The organism is Streptomyces albidicamelliae (assembly GCF_025642175.1).
In the GTDB taxonomy this organism is placed as follows: Bacteria; Actinomycetota; Actinomycetes; order Streptomycetales; family Streptomycetaceae; genus Streptomyces; species Streptomyces albidocamelliae.
In genome coordinates this window covers 3,926,690-3,947,901 of the sequence record NZ_CP106795.1, presented here as the reverse complement: position 1 = coordinate 3,947,901, position 21,212 = coordinate 3,926,690, and the positions used below count along the sequence as shown (strand labels likewise).

The following is a 21,212-nucleotide window of genomic DNA, read 5'->3' as shown; positions in this document are numbered from 1 at the left end:
AGAGCCGGGCCACCGGGGCGTGGGCTCGGGCCGGGACCGCAGGGTTCACCCCGTGTTTCCCCCGGGGAACCCGGACGCGTCATGGGGTGGTAGCCGCTCATACCCGGGGGTAGGTGATTCCAACCACTTCTTGGTCCCTGCGGGCCCTTCCGGTGCCCTCGCCGGGTGCGCCGGCGTGTTCAGGCGAGGGTGCCGTCGTCCGGGTCGGTGCCGTTCACGCCGCCCTCCGAGTCGTCCGAGTCGTCGGTCTCGGCGAGCACGGGGGAGGCGTGGTGCGACCAGAGTTTCCAGCCGGAGGGCGTGCGCCGGAACACGTTGGTGGCGACGACGAGCTGGCCGACCAGGGGTCCCAGTTCGGCCCCCTCCTCGGGGGCGGGGCCGCCGCTGAGGATGTTCTCGGTGCAGGTCACGAGGGCGGTGTCGCCGGTCACGGAGACGTGCACGTCGGTGAGGAAGAACTGGATGTAGTCGGTGTTGGCCATGATCAGGGCGTACGACCTGAGGACCTCGCCGCGACCGGTGAGCACCGGCCAGCCCGGGTGGACGCAGGAGATCACGCCGGTGTCCGCGGGGTCGTGGTACTCCTCGTCGACGCCCAGGTCGGCGGGGGTGAGCCAGAGCGAGGAGACCTCCTCGAAATCGCCGCGTTCGAGCGCCTCGTAGAAGGCGGTGTTGGCGGCCTCGACCTGCTCGACGTCGGTATGGGGGGCGCTCACCGGCTTCCTTCCGCCCCGCGCTCGCCGTTCGCGCTCCGCGCCGGTTCCCCGGTGCGCGCCCCCTCGACGGCCCGTGCGACCCGTACCGCGTCCGCGGTGGCGCGCACCTCGTGGACGCGCACCGCCCACGCGCCGGCCTGCGCCGCGAGCGCGGAGACGGCGGCCGTGGCGGCGTCGCGCTCCCGGGCGGGCGGGGGCGCGCCCTCCGGGCCGGCGAGGACCCGGCCGAGGAACCGCTTGCGGGAGGCGGCGACCAGCAGGGGATGTCCGAGGGTGTGCAGACGGTCGAGGTGGGCGAGGAGGGTGAGGTCGTGGTCGGCCTCCTTGGAGAAGCCGAGGCCCGGGTCGACGACGATGCGGTCGGGGCTGATGCCGCCCGCCAGGACGGCGTCCACGCGCGCGTGCAGCTCGTCCACGACCTCGGCGACGACGTCCTCGTAGGTGCCCTTGACGTTGCCGCCCTCGAGGAAGCCGCGCCAGTGCATGACGACGAACGGGGCGCCCGCGTCGGCGACCACCGGGATCATCGCGGGGTCGGCGAGGCCGCCGCTGACGTCGTTGACGAGGGCGGCGCCGGCCTTGAGGGACTGCTCGGCGACGGTGGCGCGCATCGTGTCGACGGAGACGGCCACGCCCTCGGAGGCGAGGCCGCGCACGACGGGGATGACACGGCGCAGCTCCTCGGCCTCGTCCACGCGCGTGGCGCCGGGGCGGGTGGACTCGCCGCCCACGTCCACCAGGTCCGCGCCCTCGGCGACCAGTTCGAGGCCGTGCTTGACCGCGGCGGTCGTGTCGAACCAGCGGCCGCCGTCGGAGAAGGAATCGGGGGTCACGTTCACGACTCCCATGACCGCGCACCGGTCCCATGCCGGAAGACCCGTCACTCGTCCGCGCCCGCTGAGGTTGTTCATACGTTCAGCGTAGGCCCAGGAGGATGCCGGTAACGCGCGGCGGCCCGGGTGGAAGCCCCGGTGCTGGAGGGGGTGGGGCTTCCACCCGGGCCGGTCTCGGGGCCGTGCCGCCGGTCCGGGGTCAGGCGGCCCGGACGTCACGCTCGGGCACGGCGTGCGCACGGGGGCGCCGGCCGGCCGCCCGGCGCCGGCGCAGGAAACGCGGCACCGGCAGGGCGAGGTCGACGAAGCCCTCCGCCTGCATCGCGGCGAAGCCGATGCGCGGCAGGTCGCCGGAGGCGCGGTAGACCACGAAGCGGGGCTCCCAGCGCGGCTGGAACTTGGCGTTGAACTTGTAGAGCGACTCGATCTGGAACCAGCGCGAGAGGAACACCAGCAGTCCGCGCCAGGCCCGCAGCACCGGACCGGCGCCGATCTTCTCCCCGCGCGCGAGGGCGGAGCGGAACATCGCGAAGTTCAGCGAGACACGGGTGATGCCGAACCTGGGGGCGGCCTGCAGCGCGGCGACGATGAGCAGTTCGTTCATGCCGGGGTCGGCGGCGCGGTCGCGGCGCATGAGGTCCAGGGAGGCGCCGTCCTTGCCCCAGGGGACGAAGTGCAGGACGGCCTTCAGGTCGCCGTACTCGCCGGGCTCGTCGTCCTGCTTGTGGGCGGTGGCGATCAGGCAGTCGCCGTCGGCCGCGTCCCCGATGCGGCCGAGCGCCATGGAGAAGCCGCGTTCGGTGTCGGTGCCGCGCCAGTCCTCCGCCGCCCGGCGGATGCGGTCCAGTTCGGCCTCGCCGAGGTCACGGATGCGCCGTACCCGGGTTTCGTAGCCGGCCCGCTCGATGCGCTTGACCATCTGGCGCACGTTGCGCATCGCGCGTCCGGCGAGCGAGAAATCCGCGACGTCGACCACCGCCTCGTCGCCCAGTTCGAGCGCGTCCAGACCGGTCTCACGGGTCCACACCTCGCCGCCCGTCTCCGAGCAGCCCATGACCGCGGGGGTCCAGGAGTGGGCCTTGGCCTCGTCCATGAAGCGTTCGATGGCGCCCGGCCAGGCCTCGACGTCGCCGATGGGGTCGCCGCTGGCGAGCATCACCCCGGAGACGACGCGGTAGGTGACGGCGGCCTTGCCGCTGGGGGAGAAGACGACGGCCTTGTCGCGGCGCAGCGCGAAGTGGCCGAGGGAGTCGCGTCCGCCGTGCTTGACCAGCAGGGCCCGCAGCTTCTCCTCGTCCTCCTCGGTGAGCCGCGCGGCCGGGTGCTCGGGGCGGAAGGCCAGGTAGATGGTGGTGACCGCGGTGATCCAGCCGAGGGCGCCGAGGGAGAAGGCCACGGTCCAGGAGGTGTTGCCCTGGTAGTCGACCGGGCCCTCGAAGCCGAACAGGCCGTAGACGACGTGCGTCAGCCGGTCGGCGAGGCTCGGGTCGCCGATCGTCCGGTGCGGGTGGACGTTGACGATGACCAGGCCGAGCAGCAGGGAACCGGCGCTCATCAGGACGAAGTTGGCGAGCGCCCGCCAGCGGCTGCGGGGGTCGGGCAGGGCCGCGAACTCGTTCCGGTGGCGCAGCAGCGGCACCAGCAGGGCGACCGCTATGAGCACGCCGACGAGCGAGTGCCGGTAGGCGAACTGGGCCGCCGCTCCGGCCGGCAGCAGCGCCACCGCGGCGCGCCACGCCCGGCGCTTGCGCCGCTTGAGGCCGTGCGCCAGCAGCAGCAACAGCACGCCCGCGCTCAGCGAGAGCGCGGCGGCGAAGGGGCCGAAGGAACCCGGCAGCACTTCGGCGAGGGCGTGCATACGGCTGTGCCGGAAGCGCGGGAACACGCCCGCCGCGATGTCCAGGGCGCCCACGATCGCGGCCGCCCTGGCGACCAGTGCGGGGACGGCCTCGGGGCGCGGGCCGCGCAGCACGCGCCGCGCCCGGCTTGATCGGCCCGGAACCCCGCCCGACATTTCCCCATCTATCCTGACAGACATCGCATCCCGTAGTTCTGCGAGAGACCTTGAACCCGGGCCCGATCGGGCATCCGGCGACATTGCGCCCTCTAGGACGGTGTCTTGGGGAGAGAGGTTCACTCCCCACCGGAAAGTCGGGTCAAAGGGCAAGGAAAGCCCCGGGCAAGTCCACGCGACGATGTGTGGGCGCGGCACGGGCGGAAAGCGCAGGCAGGAAACAGCCCATGGGTCTCACGAGCAACAAAGTGCTGGTGCTGGCGATGTTCTTCGCCGCCGTGCTGTTCGTCGGCACAGTGTGGCTGTGGCCGCGCCTGGCCCGGCAGAACTGGCGTACCGTCAGCGGTCGGGTCGGCCTGCTGCTGGCCACCCAGCTGGCGCTGTTCGCGTGTGTCGGCCTCGCGGCCAACCAGGCCTTCGGCTTCTACGCCAGCTGGGCCGACCTGTTCGGCAAGGAGACCGAGCAGGGGATCGTCGTCGACCACACGGCGCACGGCAGCACCGGCGGTCCGCTGCAGGTGGTCTCCACGTCCGACGTGCCGGGCGGGCGCGGTTCGCGGCCGGAGACGGCCGGGCAGATCCAGAAGGTCGACATCGTCGGCCGGGCGAGCCGCATCGCCGCTCCGGCGTACGTGTACCTGCCGCCGGAGTACTTCCAGCCGCAGTACCGCACGCGTACGTTCCCCGTGGGCGTCGTCCTGACCGGTTACCCCGGTACGGCGGAGTCGCTGGTCGACAAACTGAACTACCCGCGTACGGCACAGCAGCTGGCCAAGGACGGGCGGATGCAGCCGATGATCCTGGTGATGATGCGGCCGTCCGTGGCGCCCCCGCGGGACACCGAGTGCGTGGACGTGCCGGGCGGCCCGCAGGTGGAGACGTTCTTCGCCAAGGATCTGCCGGAGGCCGTGCTCGCGCACTACCGGGTCGGGAAGCGGCCGGGCGGCTGGGGGGTCATCGGGGACTCCACGGGCGGATACTGCGCGCTGAAGTTCGCCATGCACCACCCCCGGGTGTACGCGGCCGGCGCGGGCCTGTCCCCGTACTACAAGGCGCTGATCGACCCCACGACCGGCGACCTCTTCCACGGTGACCGGAATCTGGAGAACCATGCCGACCTGTGGTGGTTCATCAAGCACCGCCCGGCGCCGGACACCTCGCTGCTCGTCACCAGCAGCAAGGTCGGTGAGCGCAACTACCGGTCCACGCTCACGTTCATACAGGGTGTGCAGGCCACGAACCTGACCCGGATCTCGTCGATCATCCTGGACAGCGGCGGGCACAACTTCAACACCTGGAAGCGCGAGATCCCCCCGGCGCTCCAGTGGCTGAGCGGCCGGCTCACCGACCATTGACCCGCCGGACCCCTGACTCCCCGTGAGTCACGGGAAGTGGCCGGCTTTTTGCGGGGCGGGGGTCCGCGAATCGCCTACGCGCGGTAAGTTTCTGGCCATGCCACGTGGACGCCACCGCCATTCCCCCCCTCTGCACCGGCTGTTGCCTCCGTCGGCGATCGCCGGTGTGTCCGTCGTCTGCGCGCTGGGTCCCTGGGTGTTCTCCGAGGCCACGGTGCTGCGCGCGCTGGCCGCCGCCGCCGCGGTGACCGCTGTCGTCGGCGCGGTCGTGATGCGCCGCTGGGACGCGCAGGCGGGCCGGCAGGTCGCCGACCTCACGCGCGCGCGTGCCGGTGACGAGTGGCGGTTCGAGGAACGGGTCGCCGAACTGGAGACCGACCTGGAGGAGTCCCGCGAGCTGCGGACCAAGCTGGAGCAGCGGCTGCGCGCCAAGCGGGCCGAACTGGCGGGCCTGCGCAACGAGCACGCCTCCCTGCTGCGCCGGTACGCCACGGCGGAGACCGAGCGTGCGAGCGCCCTGGAGGGCCGCCGGCTGCTGGAGATAGAGGCTGCCGAGCCCTCGGCCTCGCCCGCCCTGCCGCCCGCGCGCAGCGCCGGGCGCGGGGCGCTGGAGGCGGCCCCGAAGACCGTGAAGGACGGCGGGAGCGCCGAGAACACCGAGGGCGTCGAGAACACCGAGGGCGTCGAGAACGCCGGGGACACCGAGGCCGGGGGCGCGAGCTCCGCGGAGGCCGAGGGATCCCGGGCGTCCGGGGACGCGCCGAAGGCGAACGCGGTGTTCTCGCCCGAGGGTTCCTGGCTGTACCAGCGGGCCCTGCTGGCGCTGGCCGGCTTCGACGGCGACGCCCCGGCCGACGACTCCGAGGCGGAGGCCGCGGTTGCCGAGGAGGAGGCCGCCGACGACGGTGAGCCCGAGCCCGAGCCCGAGCGCGCCGCCGCCGCCGACGTCCGGGGCGGACCCGTCCGGGCCCGAGGCCCCGAAGGGCGGGACGGCCGAGGCCGGGCCCGTCGCCAAAGGAGCCACTGACGGAGCCACTGACGGAGCCACTGAAGGCGCCACCGAAGGGGCAGCCGCGGGAGAAGGCGCCGCGGACGGCGTGACGGACCACTCCGCTGCGCACCGGAGCGAGGACGACGCGCCGGCGGCGCACGAGGACGGGGAGCGGGCGCAGCACGAGGTGGCCGACGGTCACGCGCGCGCGGTCGCCGTCCCGTCGGCTCAGGCGGCCCTGCCCGCCCAGTCCGCCGGACAGCCGCAGTCCGGGCACTTCACGGTGCCGACGGCGGTGGCCGTCGTACCGGCCCCGCCCGCGCGCCGCCAAGCGGTCCAGGGCGGATTCGACTTCTTCGGCACGCAGAAGGGCGAGCCGAAGGCCGCGCTGGACTCCGTGCAGAACGAGGACCTCGCCGATGTCGTCGGGCAGGAGGCCCTCGCCGTGCACAAGGCCGAGGAGGAGGCCGAGTTCAAGCCCGCCGGCCCGCACTCCCTCGGGGTCGGGCAGATCATCGACCTGACGGCGCACGACGAGACCGAGCAGATCGACGTCCAGACACTGCGCAGCGCGGCTTCCTGAGCCCCGCGGAACCGTACGGACCGAAGACAGGGCCCGGCTCCCCCAGAAAGGGGGGCCGGGCCTTCGTCACGGCCGGGCCGTTCCCTCAGCCGGTCATCCAGCGGTCGGGGAGCGCGTCCCGCCGTCCGGTGCGGGACCGCTCCGCCTGCTCGTGCAGCAGCCGCCGGGCCTCCCCGGCGTCCCGCAGCCGCGCCGTCACGGTCTTGCCGGCCCCGGTGTCCACGTGCACGTCGGCGAGCCGCCACAGGCGCTCCCAGGGCCCCTGGGTGAGCCGTACGCTCTGCACCTTGGCGTGCGGGACCAGCGACAGCCGGCGGCACAGCAGGCCGCTCCGGGTCGCGAACACGGCGCCGGTCACGGCGAGGTGGTGTCCGCGCCACCACACCGGCACGGTCCAGCGGGCCCGCCGGGGCGAGCGGGACAGCTCGCCGGGCACGGCCGCGCCGGGCAGCACGCGCGCGACGACCGACTCGGCGACCGCGCGCGGGACGACGGGCAGCAGGACCGAGTTCGAGGACCCCGCCACGTCCAGCTCGACCCGGACCCGGTCGATGCGCCGCCACAGCAGGGGCTCCACGATCCGCACGGTCTGCACCCGGCCGGGCGGCACCGTCTCGTGCGCGCGGTCGAGCAGCCCGTGGTCGATGCGCAGCCCGTCCGGGGACTCGCTCACCGTCCAGTCGAACTCGGTGACGAACCGCCCCACGCTGCTCGCGCCGGCCGCGCCGAGCAGGGGCAGAGCACTGGCGAGCACGCTCCACGGGTTGTGCGTGGTGAACCACAGCACGGCCGGCACCACGAGCGCGGCGCACAGCGAGCCCCAGGTGGCGCCGGTCAGCAGCAGGGCGCGCACCAGCTCGCGAGGAGGCACGTGCACCAGCGCGCGGGCCGGTGCCTCACCGACCTCGGCGGCGCTCTCGGGCGCGAAACCGGCCGCGCGCGCGAGCAGTTCCGCGCGCAGGGCGCGCGCGTCCCGCTCGCCCAGGAAAGCGAGCTCGTCCTTGTCGTCGGTGCCGACGACGTCGATCCGCAGCTTCGCGACGCCCGCCACGCGCGCGAGGAGGGGGCGGGAGACGTCCACGGCCTGGATGCGTTCCAGCCGGATGTGCGCGGTGCGCCGGAACAGCAGCCCGGTGCGGATGCGCAGTTCGGTGCCGGTCACGGCGTAGTGCGTGAACCACCAGGACAAAAAGCCGTACAGGCCGGCCACCGGCACCAGTACGGCCAGGCCCACCAGGAGCATGGTGGAGGTCAGCCGCGCCAGCTGCTCCTGGGTGCCGTTCGGGTCGTGCACCACCCAGCCGGCCAGGACGGTGACCGGCGCCCACGCCCGGCGGAAGGGCGTGACCGGGTGCAGCCGGTGCTCGGTGACGGCCGGGTGCTCCGGTATGCCGCCGGCGCCGTCCGGGGAGCTCACAGCCCCGCCGATCGGGCCTCGCCCAGCTCGGTGAGCCGGTCGCGCAGCCGCTCCGCCTCGGCCGGGTCGAGACCGGGGATGGTCGCGTCGGTCGCGGCCGCCGCCGTGTGCAGCTGCACGGTGGCCAGCCCGAAGCGCCGTTCCAGGGGCCCAGAGGTCACCTCCACCAGCTGCATCCGCCCGTACGGCACGACCGTCTCCTCGTGCCACAGCACACCGCGGCTGATCAGCAGGTCGTCGGCGCGCTCGGCGTACCGCCAGGAGCGCCAGTTGCGCTCCACCAGCCGCCAGCACCAGGCGCCGAGGGCCAGTGGCAGCAGGGCGAGGGACGCCCACGCGGGGCCCGCGAACAGGTTCAGCAGTACCGCCGTCGCGAGCGCGAGCACCCCCGCCCACAGCGCCAGCAGCAGCCGGCGCACCCGCACCAGGGCGGGCCGCAGCCCCCGCCACACCAACTCGTCCCCCGGTATTCCGGTCCCGTCAGGGCTCCCCGTCTCCATGGGGCCAGCGTACGTAGGGGAAACTGGGGCCATGACTCCTACGACGGAGACCACGGTCGGGATCGGCGGCGCCGCGGAGAGCACCGACATGGTGCTGAACATCGGGCCCCAGCACCCGTCCACGCACGGCGTGCTGCGGCTCAGGCTCGTGCTGGACGGGGAGCGCATCGTGCACGCGGAGCCGGTGATCGGCTACATGCACCGCGGTGCCGAGAAGCTCTTCGAGGCGCGCGACTACCGGCAGATCATCATGCTGGCCAACCGCCACGACTGGCTGTCGGCGTTCTCGAACGAGCTGGGCGTGGTCCTCGCCGTGGAGCGCATGCTCGGCATGGAGGTCCCAGAGCGCGCGGTGTGGACGCGCACCCTGCTCGCCGAGCTGAACCGGGTGCTGAACCATCTGATGTTCCTCGGTTCCTACCCGCTGGAGCTGGGCGGGATCACGCCGGTGTTCTACGCGTTCCGGGAGCGCGAGGTGCTCCAGAACGTCATGGAGGAGGTCTCCGGCGGGCGCATGCACTACATGTTCAACCGCGTCGGCGGCCTCAAGGAGGATCTGCCGGCCGGATGGACGGCACGCGCGCGTGAGGCCGTCGCCGCCGTCCGGTCCCGCATGGACGTCTTCGACGACCTGGTGCTCGGCAACGAGATCTTCCGGGGCCGCACGCGCGGGGTGGGGGTGCTCTCGCCCGAGGCCGTGCACGCCTACGGCGTGAGCGGGCCCATCGCGCGCGGCTCGGGCGTCGACTTCGACCTGCGCCGCGACGAGCCGTACCTGGCCTACGGCGACCTCCAGGACACCCTGAAGGTCGTCACCCGGAGCGAGGGCGACTGCCTCGCGCGGTTCGAGGTGCTGCTGGAGCAGACCCACAACGCGCTGGACCTCGCCGACGCCTGCCTGGACCGGTTCGCGCAGCTCCCGCCGGGTCCGATCAACCAGCGGCTGCCGAAGGTGCTGAAGGCGCCCGAGGGGCACACGTACGCGTGGACCGAGAATCCGCTCGGGATCAACGGCTACTACCTGGTCAGCAAGGGCGAGAAGACGCCGTACCGGCTGAAGCTGCGCTCGGCGTCGTACAACAACATCCAGGCGCTGACCGAGCTGCTGCCGGGGACGCTGGTGGCGGACATGGTGGCGATTCTGGGCTCGATGTTCTTCGTGGTCGGGGACATCGACAAGTGATCGACACGTGGGCGACGGCGGCGGGCGCGCCGGCCGGCCTCAGGCGAGCGGATCGGGGACGCCGACCGGCTGGAGCAGCCAGCCGAAGTCGCCGAGGCCGCCCGGGGCGGTGAGCTCGGCGGCCTCGCCGGCACCGGCCAGCGCGCGCACGTAGGCGGCCGGGTCCGTCGAGGCCAGCGCCAGCGGGGGCGTGCGCCGGTGATCTCCAGCGCGCGCAGGGCGTCGCGTTGCGTGAGAAGGCGCGCGGCGGGCAGCCCGCGCGCCGCTTCCGTGTCGCTCCGCGGCTCTCGCGGACTCTGCGGCCCGCCAGGGCCGGCTCGGCGAGGCCGTGCGACGCGCCGGCCGCCGCGCACGCGTCCAGGGCCACGTGCGCGGTGATGTCGCAGGAGCCGTCCGGCACGGGCGCCGTCTCGCGGCCCTCCCGGAAGCCGGTGAGCGTGCCGAACGGGGGGCGCGTGTCCAGGGTGTGCGCGTAGTCCACGGCCACCGCGAGCCCGCGCGCCACCGTGGCGACGGCGTCCGCCCAGGCCCGGTCCCGGGGCAGTCCGATCTCCGCCCGCAGCCCCTCCTCGGCCGGCAGCGGCCACCACCGCGCCAGCCAGTCCGCGTCCGCGCCGTCCACGGGCGCCCCGAGGCGTTCGGAGCCGTCGTCCGCGACCAGCACCAGCCGGGGCACGCCCGCGGAGTCCACCTCGGCGACGTCCACGGGGACGTTGTCCAGCCACTCGTTGGCGAACAGCAGCCCGGTGACGCTCTCCGGGGGCTCGCTCAGCCAGGTGATCCGTCCGTCCGGGCGGGCCGGACGGTGGGCGATCTCGACGGCGTACCCGCGCGCGCGGGCGGCCACCTCGGCGGGCAGGGCGGCCAGCACCCCGGCGACCAGCTCCCCCGCCCGGCCCCCATGTCGACGAAGTCCAGCACCGGGGGCCGGCCCAGCGCCTCGTCGACCCGGCACAGCAGCCGGGCCACGGCACCCGCGAACAGCGGGGAGGCGTGCACGGACGTACGGAAGTGCCCGGCCGGGCCCTCCGGGCGCCGGTAGAAGCCGCCGGGCCCGTACAGCGCCGTACCGGCAGCCGCCCGCCAGCCGCGCGGGCCGTCGCCCGCGCGGGGGCCCTGCGCTCCCGCGGTCGTCCCATCCGTCACCGGAACAGACTAGGCGCACAGATGATCACGTCCTCCACCTTGCGGAGTACACGTGCGGGGTACGGATCGGTCCTCCGGTTGACCCCTGCACACATCTGGTTTCCCTACTCTGGGTTACGTGCAGCGCCTCTACGACTTCCTCCGCCGCCACCCGACCTGGGTCGACACCTTCTGGGCCGTCGTCCTGCTCGGGCTGTCCGGCCTGAGCGTGGTCAATCAGCACGGGGTGGCCGGCCGGCACGGCACGATCGCCGAGGGGATGGCCGTGTCGGCAGTCCTGTGCGTCGTCGTCGCGCTGCGCCGCCGCCACCCCGAGCCGATGCTGCTGCTCGCCCTCGCGACCGGACTGGCCCAGCTGGTCCTGGACGTCGAGACGACCGCCGCGGACTTCGCGATGCTGGTGATCACCTACACGGTCGCGGCGATCGGGGCCCGCTGGGCCTCCCGGCTCGCCCTGGCCGCCGGTCTCTGCGCGGCGGTCCTCGCGCAGATCCGCTGGCCGGACGAGCACAGCAGTTTCGCCGGGCAGATCGCGATAGCCGTCTTCCAGACGGTGCCGTTCGCCCTGGCCTGGGTGCTCGGCGACTCCATGCGCACCAGGCGGGCCTATTTCGCCCAGCTGGAGGAGCGCGCGGCCCGGCTGGAGAAGGAGCGCGAGGCGCAGTCGAAGGTGGCGGTCGCCGCCGAACGTGCCCGCATCGCGCGCGAGCTGCACGACGTCGTCGCACACAACGTGTCGGTGATGGTCGTGCAGGCCGACGGCGCCGCCTACGTCCTCGACGCCGCCCCCGACCAGGCCAGGAAGGCCTTGGAGACGATCTCCTCCACCGGCCGCCAGGCCCTCGCCGAGATGCGCCGCCTGCTGGGCGTGCTGCGCACCGGGGAGCACCAGGAGAGCGGGGAGTACGTCCCGCAGCCCGACGTCGAGCAGATCGACGACCTCGTCGACCAGTGCCGCACCTCCGGCCTGCCCGTCGACTTCAAGGTCGAGGGCACCCCGCGTCCGCTGCCCAGCGGCGTGGAGCTGACCGCCTACCGGATCGTGCAGGAGGCGCTCACCAACACCCGCAAGCACGGCGGCCCCAACGCCGGCGCGAGCGTCCGGCTGGTCTACTTCGACGACGGGCTCGGCCTCCTCGTGGAGGACGACGGCAAGGGCGCCCCGCACGAGCTGTACGAGGAGGGCGGCGCGGACGGCCAGGGGCACGGCCTGATCGGCATGCGCGAGCGGGTCGGGATGGTCGGCGGCACCCTGGACGCCGGCCCGCGCCCGGGCGGAGGATTCCGCATCAGCGTCCTGCTGCCGCTCAAACCCGCCTCCTGACGCGCTCGCGCCGCCGAACGAACGCCCGCCCCGAACGAAAGAGACCCGATGACGATCCGCGTGATGCTCGTCGACGACCAGGTGCTGCTGCGCACCGGGTTCCGGATGGTGCTCGCCGCCCAGCCGGACATGGAGGTCGTCGCGGAGGCGGGCGACGGCGTCGAGGCCCTCCAGGTGCTGCGTGCCGCCGCCGGCGCCGTCGACGTCGTCCTGATGGACGTCCGCATGCCGAAGCTCGACGGCGTGGAGACCACCCGGCGCATCTGCGTCGAGCCCGACCCGCCCAAGGTGCTCATCCTGACCACCTTCGACCTGGACGAGTACGCCTTCTCCGGGCTCAAGGCGGGCGCCTCCGGGTTCATGCTCAAGGACGTGCCGCCCGGCGAGCTGCTGGCCGCCATCCGCGCCGTGCACAGCGGTGACGCGGTGGTGGCGCCCTCCACCACCAGGCGCCTGCTCGACCGCTTCGCGCCGATGCTGCCCTCCAGCGGAAAGCAGCCCCAGCACAAGGAGCTGGAGCGGCTCACCGACCGGGAGCGCGAGGTGATGGTGCTGGTGGCGCAGGGCCTGTCCAACGGCGAGATCGCGGCCCGGCTGGTGCTGAGCGAGGCGACGGTGAAGACCCATGTGGGCCGCATCCTGACCAAGCTCGGTCTGCGCGACCGGGTCCAGGTCGTGGTGCTGGCGTACGAGACGGGTCTGGTGCGCGCGGGCGGCCACGGCTGACGGCCGCCGCCGGCGACCACGCGCGTGGGGGCGTCCGTCAGCGCAGGACGCCCTCGATGAAGTCGCTGCCCAGCCGGGCCACCGCGGACAGGTCCAGCTGGTGCTGCACGTACCGGCCCTGGCGGCAGTCGGTGATCAGGCCCGCCTTCTTCAGCACCGCGAGGTGCCGGGAGATCTCCGGGGCCGACATGCCGTGCGCGTCGGCCAGTTCGCCCGTGGTGTGCGGCCCGCGCGCGAGGTGCCGGCACAGCCGTATCCGCACCGGGTGGGCCAGCGCCTCCAGACGGCGCGTCAGCTGTTCCACGGACGGCGCCTGCGGGCGGACGCCGTGCACCGGATAGGTGATCGAGGGCTGCCAGCCGTAGCGGTGCAGGACCAGCAGGTGCGGGCGCCCGAGGCTGGTGGGCACCAGGACCAGGCCGCCGTCGCCGGTGGCCGTGCGGCCCGCCAGGAGCTTGTCCACCGTGACGAGGCCGGCCTCCTCGTCCACCGAGACGGCCGCCGAAAGCGAGGTCAGCGCCTCGCCGAGGCCCTTGCGGCGGAGCAGTTCGGTCCGGTGCCGGGCGTCCGCGGCGAGCTGCGGCTGGATCCGTGCCCAGGTGTCGGCGAAGAACGCCTCGTCGCAGTCGAGCATCAGCTGCCGGAACCAGGCGCGGACGGCCGGCGGGTCCTCCAGCAGGCGGCGGGTGAACCGCTCCTGCACGGCGCCCCGCGCGGCGGCCAGTTCCAGGGAGCGTCTGCGCAGCCCGGGGTCCTCCAGCGGGCCGTCCGCCCGGAGGTGGTACCGGGGGTGGCAGGTGAACTCCAGTGCCGCGGCGACGAACTGGCCGTCGGTCAGCTTGTCCAGCTGGTCGAGTTCCTCGGCGAGCGTGGCACCCGGGATCTCGCGGCCGCCGGGGATGCCGGCGAATGGGGCGAACACGTCCGAGAACGTCGTACGCCACAGGAAGTCCGCCTCGCACAGCCGGTCGGCCAGGCAGGGTCCCAGCCGCGACGAGACGGCCGTCGCCCAGCCCTGCAGCTCGGGGTGGTGGCCGGGCTCGCTGAGCGCGTGCAGGGCCATCCCGAGCTCCGCGAGCGGGGAGGGCACGACGGACACCCGCCGCCACCTCTCGGCCGTGCTCCCGCCGGCCGCGCCCGTGTCGGCGGCCAGCCCGGTGATGTCGATGGTCACGCTCATGCCCCCATCGTGCACCGGCCCACCGACACCGCCCGCACGGATTGACGGCAGCCGTCAATCCACGGGACATCCGCCCGGTGCGGGAGCAGGCTGATCCGCCATGAGCATCACCCAGCAATACCTCCTCGACACCCACCGCGCCCGTCTGCACGGCGAGCCGGAACCGCCCGCGCCGGGCCGTCACGACCTCGACGTGCTGCGCGCCCTGCGCGACCGCCGCCGCTTCCGCGCGGTGATCGCCGGACGCCCCGCGGGCAAGCGCGTGCGGTACGCGCTGCGTCGTCTGCTGCGTCCGCGCACGCCATAGCGGCGCACGCGGGACCGGTTCGGCGCGCCGCGCGCGGACTACGTGCCGGGCAGCCGGCGCGCGAAGTCGGCGACGGCCGCCCGCACGTCCTCGGCACTCCACTCCAGGCCCTCGGCGCGCACGGACACCTCCGTGCGGGACAGCCCCGGCCCGCTCCGCTCCCAGTGGCCGCCGAAGAGGTACGTCCCCGTCTCCTCGGCCTGGCACAGCGCCGCCTCCGTCAGGACCTCGGAGTCGTACGGCAGCCACACCTGGAACTCGTGCGTGTGCGGCTCCCCGGGGTGCACACGCGCCCACGGCACGCCCGCTGCGGCGAAGCCGTCCCGCAGCGCGCCGGCGACCACGCGCGCGTGCCGGACGTAGTCCGGCAGCCGGGGCAGCTCGCGCTCCAGGCCGATGAGCGCCGACAGCACGGTGGGGAACTGCTGGAAGACCATGCCGCCGTAGCGGTGCCGCCAGGTCTTCGCCTCTTCCACCAGGCTCGCCGGGCCGGCCAGCGCGGCGCCGCCGAAGCCGTCGAGCGACTTGTAGAACGACACGTAGACGCTGTCCGCCAGTGCGGCGATCTCTGCCAGCGGGCGCCCGAAGTGGACCGTGGTCTCCCACAGGCGCGCGCCGTCGAAGTGCACCACCGCGTCGCGCTCCCGCGCGGCCTCGACGGCACCGGTCAGCTCGTCCCAGGTGGGCAGCACGTAGCCGGCGTCCCGGAGCGGCAGCTCCAGCATCAGCGTCCCGAAGGGCTCCTCGAAGTCCCGGATCTCGGCGGCCGTGGGGAGCCGGGGTTCGCTCGTCAACCGGACCGGGTGCAGCCCGCTGACCCGGCTGAAGGCCTGCCGTTCGTGCACCTCGGGGTGGGCGAGGGCGTGCAGGGCGACGGTGTGGTTGCCGGTGCGGTCCGCCCAGCAGCGCAGCGCCACCTGCTGGGCCATGGTGCCGGTCGGGAAGAACGCGGCGGCCTCGGCGCCGAGCAGGGCCGCGACCCGCTCCTCCAGGTCGGCCACGATCCGGTTGCCGTACACGTCCACGAGCCGGTCCGTGTCGTACACCTCACCGGCCGTCTGCTGGAGGTGCGTCAGACGCTCGCCGACCGTGCGGTAGGCACCGGGGCGCGCCAGCACGCGCTCCGCCTTCGCGATCGCGGTGAGGCGCCGCTCCCGCCTGTGCTCCTGCCCGGCCTGCCCGGTCCGCTGTTCCCCGCCCTGTGCCGCCGTATCAGTCATGTACGGATCATGCCTTCGCCGGTGCCCGGCGCACAGCCGGATTTCCCGTGGCGAGCGGCGCCGCGCGCGTGGGGGAGCGGTGCCGTACGCGTGTGCAGAAACCCACAGCCTGTGGACAACCGGCCGCCGTCCGACCCGATAGCGTTAACATGACGAGAAATCGTTCGGTACATCGTCCGGTACCCGAAGCGGACTGGAACGGGAAGGCCGCCGTCGCGTGAGTACAGTCCACCAGCAAGACCTCAAGGACCGCCCCGCTCGGCTCAGCGTAGGCGTCGTGGGCGCCGGACGCGTGGGCCCCGCGCTGGCCGCGTCCCTCCAGCTCGCCGGGCACCGCCCGGTGGCCGTCTCCGGGGTCTCCGACGCCTCCCGCAGGCGTGCCGAGACGATGCTCCCGGGCGTGCCCCTGGTGCCGCCCGCCGAGGTGCTCGTACGCGCCGACCTGGTACTGCTCACCGTCCCCGACGACGCCCTGCCCGGCCTGGTCGCCGGGCTCGCCGACACCGGCGCCGTACGGCCGGGACAGCTGCTGGTGCACACCTCCGGCCGGTACGGCGCGCGGGTCCTCGACCCCGCCCTGCGCGCGGGCGCGCTGCCGCTGGCCCTGCACCCGGCTATGACCTTCACCGGCACCCCCGTCGACGTGCAGCGCCTGGCCGGCTGCTCCTTCGGCGTCACCGCGCCCGAGGAACTGCGCCTGGCCGCCGAGGCCCTGGTCATCGAGATGGGCGGCGAACCGGAGTGGATCAGCGAGGAGAACCGCCCGCTGTACCACGCGGCCCTCGCCCTCGGCGCCAACCACCTGATCACCCTGGTCGCCCAGTCCATGGAGCTGCTGCGCACGGCCGGGGTGGAGGCACCCGACCGGATGCTCGGCCCGCTGCTCGGCGCCGCCCTGGACAACGCCCTGCGCTCGGGGGACGCGGCTCTCACCGGGCCGGTCGCGCGCGGGGACGCCGGCACGGTCGCCGCGCACGTCACGGAGCTGCGCAAACACGCCCCGCAGGCCGTGGCGGGCTATCTGGCGATGGCCCGCGCGACCGCCGACCGCGCGCTCGCGCACGGGCTGCTGAAGCCGGAGCTCGCCGAGGACCTGCTCGGGGTGCTCGCCCACGGCGGCGGCACGAACGGCCCCAGCGGCACGAACGGCACCGACGGCACCGACGGCACCGAGGGGAACGACCGATGACCACCGTCCTGCTCAGCACCGCCGACGAACTGCACGCGCGCGTGCGCCGCGGGCGCCGGGCCGTCGTGATGACCATGGGCGCCCTCCACGAGGGCCACGCCACCCTGATCCGCACCGCGCGGGAGATCGCCGGGCCGGACGGCGAGGTCGTCGTCACGGTGTTCGTCAATCCGCTGCAGTTCGGCGCGGGCGAGGACCTGGACCGCTACCCGCGCACCCTCGACGCCGACCTGAAGCTCGCCGAGCAGGCGGGCGCCGACGCCGTGTTCGCGCCGTCCGTGGACGAGGTCTACCCGGGCGGCGAACCCCAGGTGCGCGTCTCCGCCGGCCCCATGGGCGAACGTCTGGAGGGCGCCTCGCGGCCCGGCCACTTCGACGGCGTGCTCACCGTCGTCGCCAAGCTGCTGCACCTCACCCGCCCCGACGTCGCCCTCTACGGGCAGAAGGACGCCCAGCAGCTGGCCCTGATCCGGCGCATGGCGCGGGACCTGAACTTCGGCGTGGAGATCCTCGGCGTGCCCACCGTGCGCGAGGAGGACGGGCTCGCCCTGTCCAGCCGCAACCGCTACCTCTCGCCCGACGAGCGCCTCACCGCGCTCGCGCTGTCCCGCGCGCTCTTCGCGGGCCGCGACCGGCACGCCGCCCAGGAGGCCCTGCGCGCGCGTGCCAGGGAAGTGCCCTCCACGCACGCGCGTGCCGAGGCGCTCAGCGCCATAGGGGAGTCCCGGGCGGCCGCCGACGCGCACGCGGTGGCCACCGCCGCGCCCGGCGGCCCGGCGGCCGTCCGCGCCGCCGCCCGCCAGGTCCTGGACGAGGCCGTGCGCTTCGACCCGCCGCTCAAGCTGGACTACCTCGCCCTGGTCGACCCCTCCGACTTCACCGACATCGACGACGGCTTCACCGGCGAGGCCGTGCTCGCCGTCGCCGCCCGGGTCGGCTCGACCCGGCTGATCGACAACCTCCCCCTCACCTTCGGATCCCTCGGAGCCGCCTCGTGACCAGCACAGGCATACGACTGCACGCGCCCGCACCCGGGTGGGCCATCTCCGCGGACGTGGTCGTCGTCGGCTCCGGGGTGGCCGGCCTGACCGCGGCGCTGCGCTGCGAGGCCGCCGGACTCACCACGGTCGTGGTGACCAAGGCCCGCCTGGACGACGGCTCCACACGCTGGGCGCAGGGCGGCATCGCCGCCGCCCTCGGCGAGGGCGACACCCCCGAACAGCACCTGGAGGACACCCTCGTGGCGGGTGCGGGCCTGTGCGACGAGGAGGCCGTGCGGATCCTCGTCACCGAGGGCCCCGACGCGGTACGGCGGCTCATCGACACCGGCGCCCACTTCGACGAGTCCTCCGAGGGCCGGCTCGAACTCACCCGTGAGGGCGGCCACCACCGCCGCCGGATCGCGCACGCGGGCGGCGACGCGACCGGCGCCGAGATCTCCCGCGCGCTCGTCGAGGCCGTACGCGCGCGGGGACTGCGCACCGTCGAGAACGCGCTCGTGCTCGACCTCCTCACCGACGCCGAGGGCCGCACGGCCGGTGTCACGCTGCACGTGATGGGCGAGGGCCAGCACGACGGCGTGGGCGCCGTGCACGCCCCCGCGGTGGTTCTCGCCACCGGCGGCATGGGCCAGGTGTTCTCCGCCACCACCAACCCGTCCGTGTCGACCGGCGACGGCGTGGCGCTGGCGCTGCGCGCCGGCGCGGAGGTCAGCGACCTGGAGTTCGTGCAGTTCCACCCGACCGTGCTGTTCCTCGGCACGGACGCCGAGGGACAGCAGCCGCTGGTCTCCGAGGCGGTGCGCGGCGAGGGCGCCCACCTGGTCGACGGCGACGGGGTGCGCTTCATGACCGGACAGCACGAGCTGGCCGAGCTGGCGCCCCGGGACATCGTCGCCAAGGGCATCATGCGGCGCATGCAGGAGCAGGACGCCGAGCACATGTTCCTCGACGCCCGGCACTTCGGCGCCGACATGTGGGAGCACCGCTTCCCGACCATCCTGGCCGCCTGCCGCGCCAACGGCATCGACCCGGTCACCGAGCCCATCCCGATCGCCCCGGCCGCCCACTACGCCTCCGGAGGCGTGCGCACCGACGCGCGGGGCCGTACGACCGTCCCCGGGCTGTACGCGTGCGGGGAGGTCGCGTGCACCGGCGTGCACGGGGCGAACCGGCTCGCCTCCAACTCGCTCCTCGAAGGGCTCGTCTACGCCGAGCGCATCGCCGCGGACATCGCCGCCTCCCACGCGGGGAACGGCCTCCACGCGCGCGTGCCGGAGCCCGTACCGGACCCGGAGCGGCCCGCGCACCCGCTGCTCGCCCCCGAGGCCCGGTTCGCCATCCAGCGGATCATGACCGAGGGCGCCGGCGTGCTGCGCTCCGAGGAGTCACTGGCAAGGGCCGCGGACCAGCTCCAGCGGCTGCACAGCGAGGCCCGCGACGCGCTCGACGAGAACGGCAAGACCGCCGAGCCCGGAGTCGACACCTGGGAGGCCACCAACCTCCTGTGCGTGGGCCGGGTCCTGGTCGCCGCCGCCCGGCTGCGCGAGGAGACCCGCGGCTGCCACTGGCGCGAGGACCGCGCCGGGCGCGACGACACCCGCTGGCGCCGCCACATCGTCGTACGGCTCAACCCGGACCGCTCGTTGGCCGTAGGCACCACCGACACCGCAGACTTCCCCCCTACCCGGACCGACCAGCGCCCCCAGGAGCAGTGACAGACGTGAGCACCGACGACCTTCCCCTCGCCCCGACCGGCGGCTGCGGCGACGGCTGCGCCTGCGGGGCGGAGGGTGACGAGGAGTACCTGGAGTGCGGGCTCGACCCCGCGCTCGCCGAGCTGCTGGCCGCTGCCGGACTCGACCCGATCGAGGTCGAGGACGTCGCCAACGTCGCCATCCAGGAGGACCTGGCCGGCGGCGTCGACGTGACGACCGTGTCGACCATCCCCGAGGACGCGGTGGCCACCGCCGACTTCACCGCGCGCGAGGCGGGCGTCGTGGCCGGCCTGCGGGTCGCCGAGGCCGTGCTCTCCGTGGTGTGCACGGACGAGTTCGAGGTCGAGCGGCACGTCGAGGACGGCGACCGGATCGAGGCCGGGCAGAAGCTGCTGTCGGTCACCACGCGGACGCGCGACCTGCTCACCGCCGAGCGCAGCGCCCTGAACCTCCTGTGCCGCCTGTCCGGCATCGCGACCGCCACGCGCGCGTGGGCGGACGCGCTGGAGGGCACCGGGACGCGGGTGCGGGACACCCGGAAGACGACGCCCGGCCTGCGCTCGCTGGAGAAGTTCGCGGTGCGCTGCGGCGGCGGCGTCAACCACCGCATGTCGCTCTCCGACGCCGCGCTGGTGAAGGACAACCACGTGGTCGCGGCCGGCGGCGTCGCGCAGGCCTTCAAGGCCGTACGGGAGGCCTTCCCCGAGGTCCCGATCGAGGTCGAGGTCGACACCCTGCACCAGCTGCGCGAGGTCGTGGAGGCCGGCGCCGACCTGATCCTGCTCGACAACTTCACGCCCGTCGAGTGCGCGGAGGCCGTCGGCATCGTCGACGGCCGGGCACTGCTGGAGGCGTCCGGACGGCTCACGCTCGCCACCGCGCGCGCGTACGCCGACACCGGTGTGGACTTCCTGGCCGTAGGCGCCCTCACCCACTCCTCGCCGATCCTGGACATCGGCCTGGACCTGCGCGAGGCGGAGTAACGGCCATGCTGCTCACGATCGACGTCGGCAACACCCACACCGTCCTCGGTCTGTTCGACGGCGAGGACATCGTCGAGCACTGGCGCATCTCCACGGACGCCCGTCGCACCGCCGACGAACTGGCGGTCCTCCTCCAGGGCCTCATGGGCATGCACCCGCTGCTCGGCGACGAGCTGGGCGACGGCATCGACGGCATCGCGATCTGCGCGACCGTCCCGTCGGTGCTGCACGAGTTGCGCGAGGTCACCCGGCGCTACTACGGCGACGTGCCCGCCGTCCTCGTGGAGCCGGGGGTGAAGACGGGCGTGCCGATCCTCACCGACAACCCCAAGGAGGTCGGCGCCGACCGGATCATCAACGCGGTCGCGGCCGTCGAGCTGTACGGCGGCCCGGCGATCGTCGTCGACTTCGGTACGGCGACCACGTTCGACGCGGTCTCCGCGCGCGGGGAGTACGTCGGCGGCGTCATCGCGCCCGGCATCGAGATCTCCGTGGAGGCGCTCGGCGTCAAGGGCGCGCAGCTGCGGAAGATCGAGGTGGCCCGGCCGCGCAGCGTGATCGGCAAGAACACCGTCGAGGCCATGCAGGCGGGCATCGTGTACGGGTTCGCCGGACAGGTCGACGGGGTCGTCAGCCGGATGGCGCGCGAGCTGGCCGACGACCCGGACGACGTCACCGTGATCGCCACGGGCGGTCTTGCGCCGATGGTGCTGGGCGAGTCCTCCGTGATCGACGAGCACCAGCCCTGGCTGACGCTGATCGGCCTGCGCCTGGTGTACGAGCGGAACGTCTCGCGGCTGTGACGTGACCGGCGCCCCCTCGGGGGCGC

17 protein-coding genes and 2 pseudogenes are annotated in these 21,212 nt (G+C 73.9%); 11 read left to right on the top strand and 8 right to left on the bottom strand.

Translation table 11 applies throughout. The features are described from left to right. Positions 1 to 179: 179 nt before the first annotated feature. From N8I86_RS18215 to N8I86_RS18205, 3 genes are all read right to left on the bottom strand, one after another. Positions 180 to 716: a nuclear transport factor 2 family protein gene (locus N8I86_RS18215; RefSeq protein WP_123437494.1), complete on the bottom strand. Its 537-nt coding sequence runs from the start codon at positions 714 to 716 to the stop codon at positions 180 to 182. After that, positions 713 to 1,627 (bottom strand): dihydropteroate synthase, encoded by a 915-nt coding sequence (gene folP / locus N8I86_RS18210; RefSeq protein ID WP_263278234.1) that lies wholly within the window; start codon positions 1,625 to 1,627, stop codon positions 713 to 715. The genes N8I86_RS18215 and folP overlap by 4 nt, the downstream gene beginning before the upstream one ends. 121 nt (positions 1,628 to 1,748) lie before the next feature. Then, positions 1,749 to 3,563, bottom strand: coding sequence for a phosphatidylglycerol lysyltransferase domain-containing protein (locus N8I86_RS18205; protein ID WP_263278233.1), 1,815 nt, complete (start codon positions 3,561 to 3,563; stop codon positions 1,749 to 1,751). Between the two features lie 227 nt (positions 3,564 to 3,790). Here N8I86_RS18205 and N8I86_RS18200 point away from each other — a divergent pair, with 227 nt between their 5' ends. Continuing rightward, the gene (locus tag N8I86_RS18200) at positions 3,791 to 4,918 is read left to right on the top strand and encodes an alpha/beta hydrolase (protein ID WP_073901089.1); all 1,128 of its coding nucleotides are present in this window, start codon (positions 3,791 to 3,793) and stop codon (positions 4,916 to 4,918) included. 196 nt (positions 4,919 to 5,114) lie between these two features. Next, positions 5,115 to 6,492: pseudogene (locus tag N8I86_RS39595) on the top strand (hypothetical protein). A gap of 85 nt (positions 6,493 to 6,577) precedes the next feature. Here N8I86_RS39595 and N8I86_RS18190 read toward each other — a convergent pair. Both N8I86_RS18190 and N8I86_RS18185 read right to left on the bottom strand, forming a co-directional pair. Then, complete coding sequence (locus N8I86_RS18190) at positions 6,578 to 7,909, bottom strand: PH domain-containing protein (RefSeq protein WP_263278232.1); 1,332 nt, start codon at positions 7,907 to 7,909, stop codon at positions 6,578 to 6,580. After that, positions 7,906 to 8,409: a PH domain-containing protein gene (locus N8I86_RS18185; RefSeq protein ID WP_073901083.1), complete on the bottom strand. Its 504-nt coding sequence runs from the start codon at positions 8,407 to 8,409 to the stop codon at positions 7,906 to 7,908. Before N8I86_RS18185 ends, N8I86_RS18190 begins: the two co-directional genes overlap by 4 nt. 31 nt (positions 8,410 to 8,440) lie before the next feature. Here N8I86_RS18185 and N8I86_RS18180 point away from each other — a divergent pair, with 31 nt between their 5' ends. Further along, positions 8,441 to 9,592: an NADH-quinone oxidoreductase subunit D gene (locus N8I86_RS18180; protein ID WP_073901081.1), complete on the top strand. Its 1,152-nt coding sequence runs from the start codon at positions 8,441 to 8,443 to the stop codon at positions 9,590 to 9,592. Between the two features lie 48 nt (positions 9,593 to 9,640). Here N8I86_RS18180 and N8I86_RS18175 read toward each other — a convergent pair. After that, positions 9,641 to 10,738: pseudogene (locus N8I86_RS18175) on the bottom strand (SAM-dependent methyltransferase); the annotation flags it as partial. 118 nt (positions 10,739 to 10,856) lie between these two features. Here N8I86_RS18175 and N8I86_RS18170 point away from each other — a divergent pair. After that, positions 10,857 to 12,062, top strand: coding sequence for a sensor histidine kinase (locus tag N8I86_RS18170; RefSeq protein ID WP_123437498.1), 1,206 nt, complete (start codon positions 10,857 to 10,859; stop codon positions 12,060 to 12,062). A gap of 48 nt (positions 12,063 to 12,110) precedes the next feature. Continuing rightward, positions 12,111 to 12,788 carry a response regulator gene (locus tag N8I86_RS18165; protein ID WP_073901077.1) on the top strand — a complete coding sequence of 226 codons (678 nt, stop codon included), beginning with the start codon at positions 12,111 to 12,113 and terminating at the stop codon, positions 12,786 to 12,788. Positions 12,789 to 12,825: 37 nt separating this feature from the next. On the opposite strand, the gene N8I86_RS18160 is transcribed toward N8I86_RS18165, so the two are convergent. After that, positions 12,826 to 13,968: a DUF5937 family protein gene (locus N8I86_RS18160; RefSeq protein ID WP_263278231.1), complete on the bottom strand. Its 1,143-nt coding sequence runs from the start codon at positions 13,966 to 13,968 to the stop codon at positions 12,826 to 12,828. Between the two features lie 100 nt (positions 13,969 to 14,068). On the opposite strand from N8I86_RS18160, the gene N8I86_RS18155 reads away from it, so the two are divergent. Beyond that, positions 14,069 to 14,275: a hypothetical protein gene (locus N8I86_RS18155; RefSeq protein WP_073901075.1), complete on the top strand. Its 207-nt coding sequence runs from the start codon at positions 14,069 to 14,071 to the stop codon at positions 14,273 to 14,275. Positions 14,276 to 14,313: 38 nt separating this feature from the next. Here the strand turns inward: N8I86_RS18155 and N8I86_RS18150 are convergent, their stop codons facing one another. Then, positions 14,314 to 15,495: a threonine aldolase family protein gene (locus tag N8I86_RS18150; protein ID WP_263278230.1), complete on the bottom strand. Its 1,182-nt coding sequence runs from the start codon at positions 15,493 to 15,495 to the stop codon at positions 14,314 to 14,316. Between the two features lie 217 nt (positions 15,496 to 15,712). Between N8I86_RS18150 and N8I86_RS18145 the strand changes: the two genes are divergently transcribed. From N8I86_RS18145 to N8I86_RS18125, 5 genes are read left to right on the top strand one after another with little or no spacing between them, the layout of a single operon-like run. Beyond that, positions 15,713 to 16,684, top strand: a complete 972-nt coding sequence (locus N8I86_RS18145; RefSeq protein WP_263278229.1) for a Rossmann-like and DUF2520 domain-containing protein — start codon at positions 15,713 to 15,715, stop codon at positions 16,682 to 16,684. Then, entirely contained in the window at positions 16,681 to 17,682 is a 1,002-nt protein-coding gene (gene panC / locus N8I86_RS18140) for a pantoate--beta-alanine ligase (protein WP_073901071.1), read from the top strand. Before N8I86_RS18145 ends, panC begins: the two co-directional genes overlap by 4 nt. Then, positions 17,679 to 19,400, top strand: coding sequence for an L-aspartate oxidase (locus N8I86_RS18135; RefSeq protein ID WP_073901069.1), 1,722 nt, complete (start codon positions 17,679 to 17,681; stop codon positions 19,398 to 19,400). Before panC ends, N8I86_RS18135 begins: the two co-directional genes overlap by 4 nt. A 5-nt stretch (positions 19,401 to 19,405) precedes the next feature. Beyond that, on the top strand, positions 19,406 to 20,383 hold the full coding sequence (nadC, locus tag N8I86_RS18130) for a carboxylating nicotinate-nucleotide diphosphorylase (protein ID WP_123437502.1): 978 nt from the start codon (positions 19,406 to 19,408) through the stop codon (positions 20,381 to 20,383). Positions 20,384 to 20,388: 5 nt separating this feature from the next. Further along, complete coding sequence (locus N8I86_RS18125) at positions 20,389 to 21,186, top strand: type III pantothenate kinase (protein ID WP_053656451.1); 798 nt, start codon at positions 20,389 to 20,391, stop codon at positions 21,184 to 21,186. Positions 21,187 to 21,212: the final 26 nt, after the last annotated feature.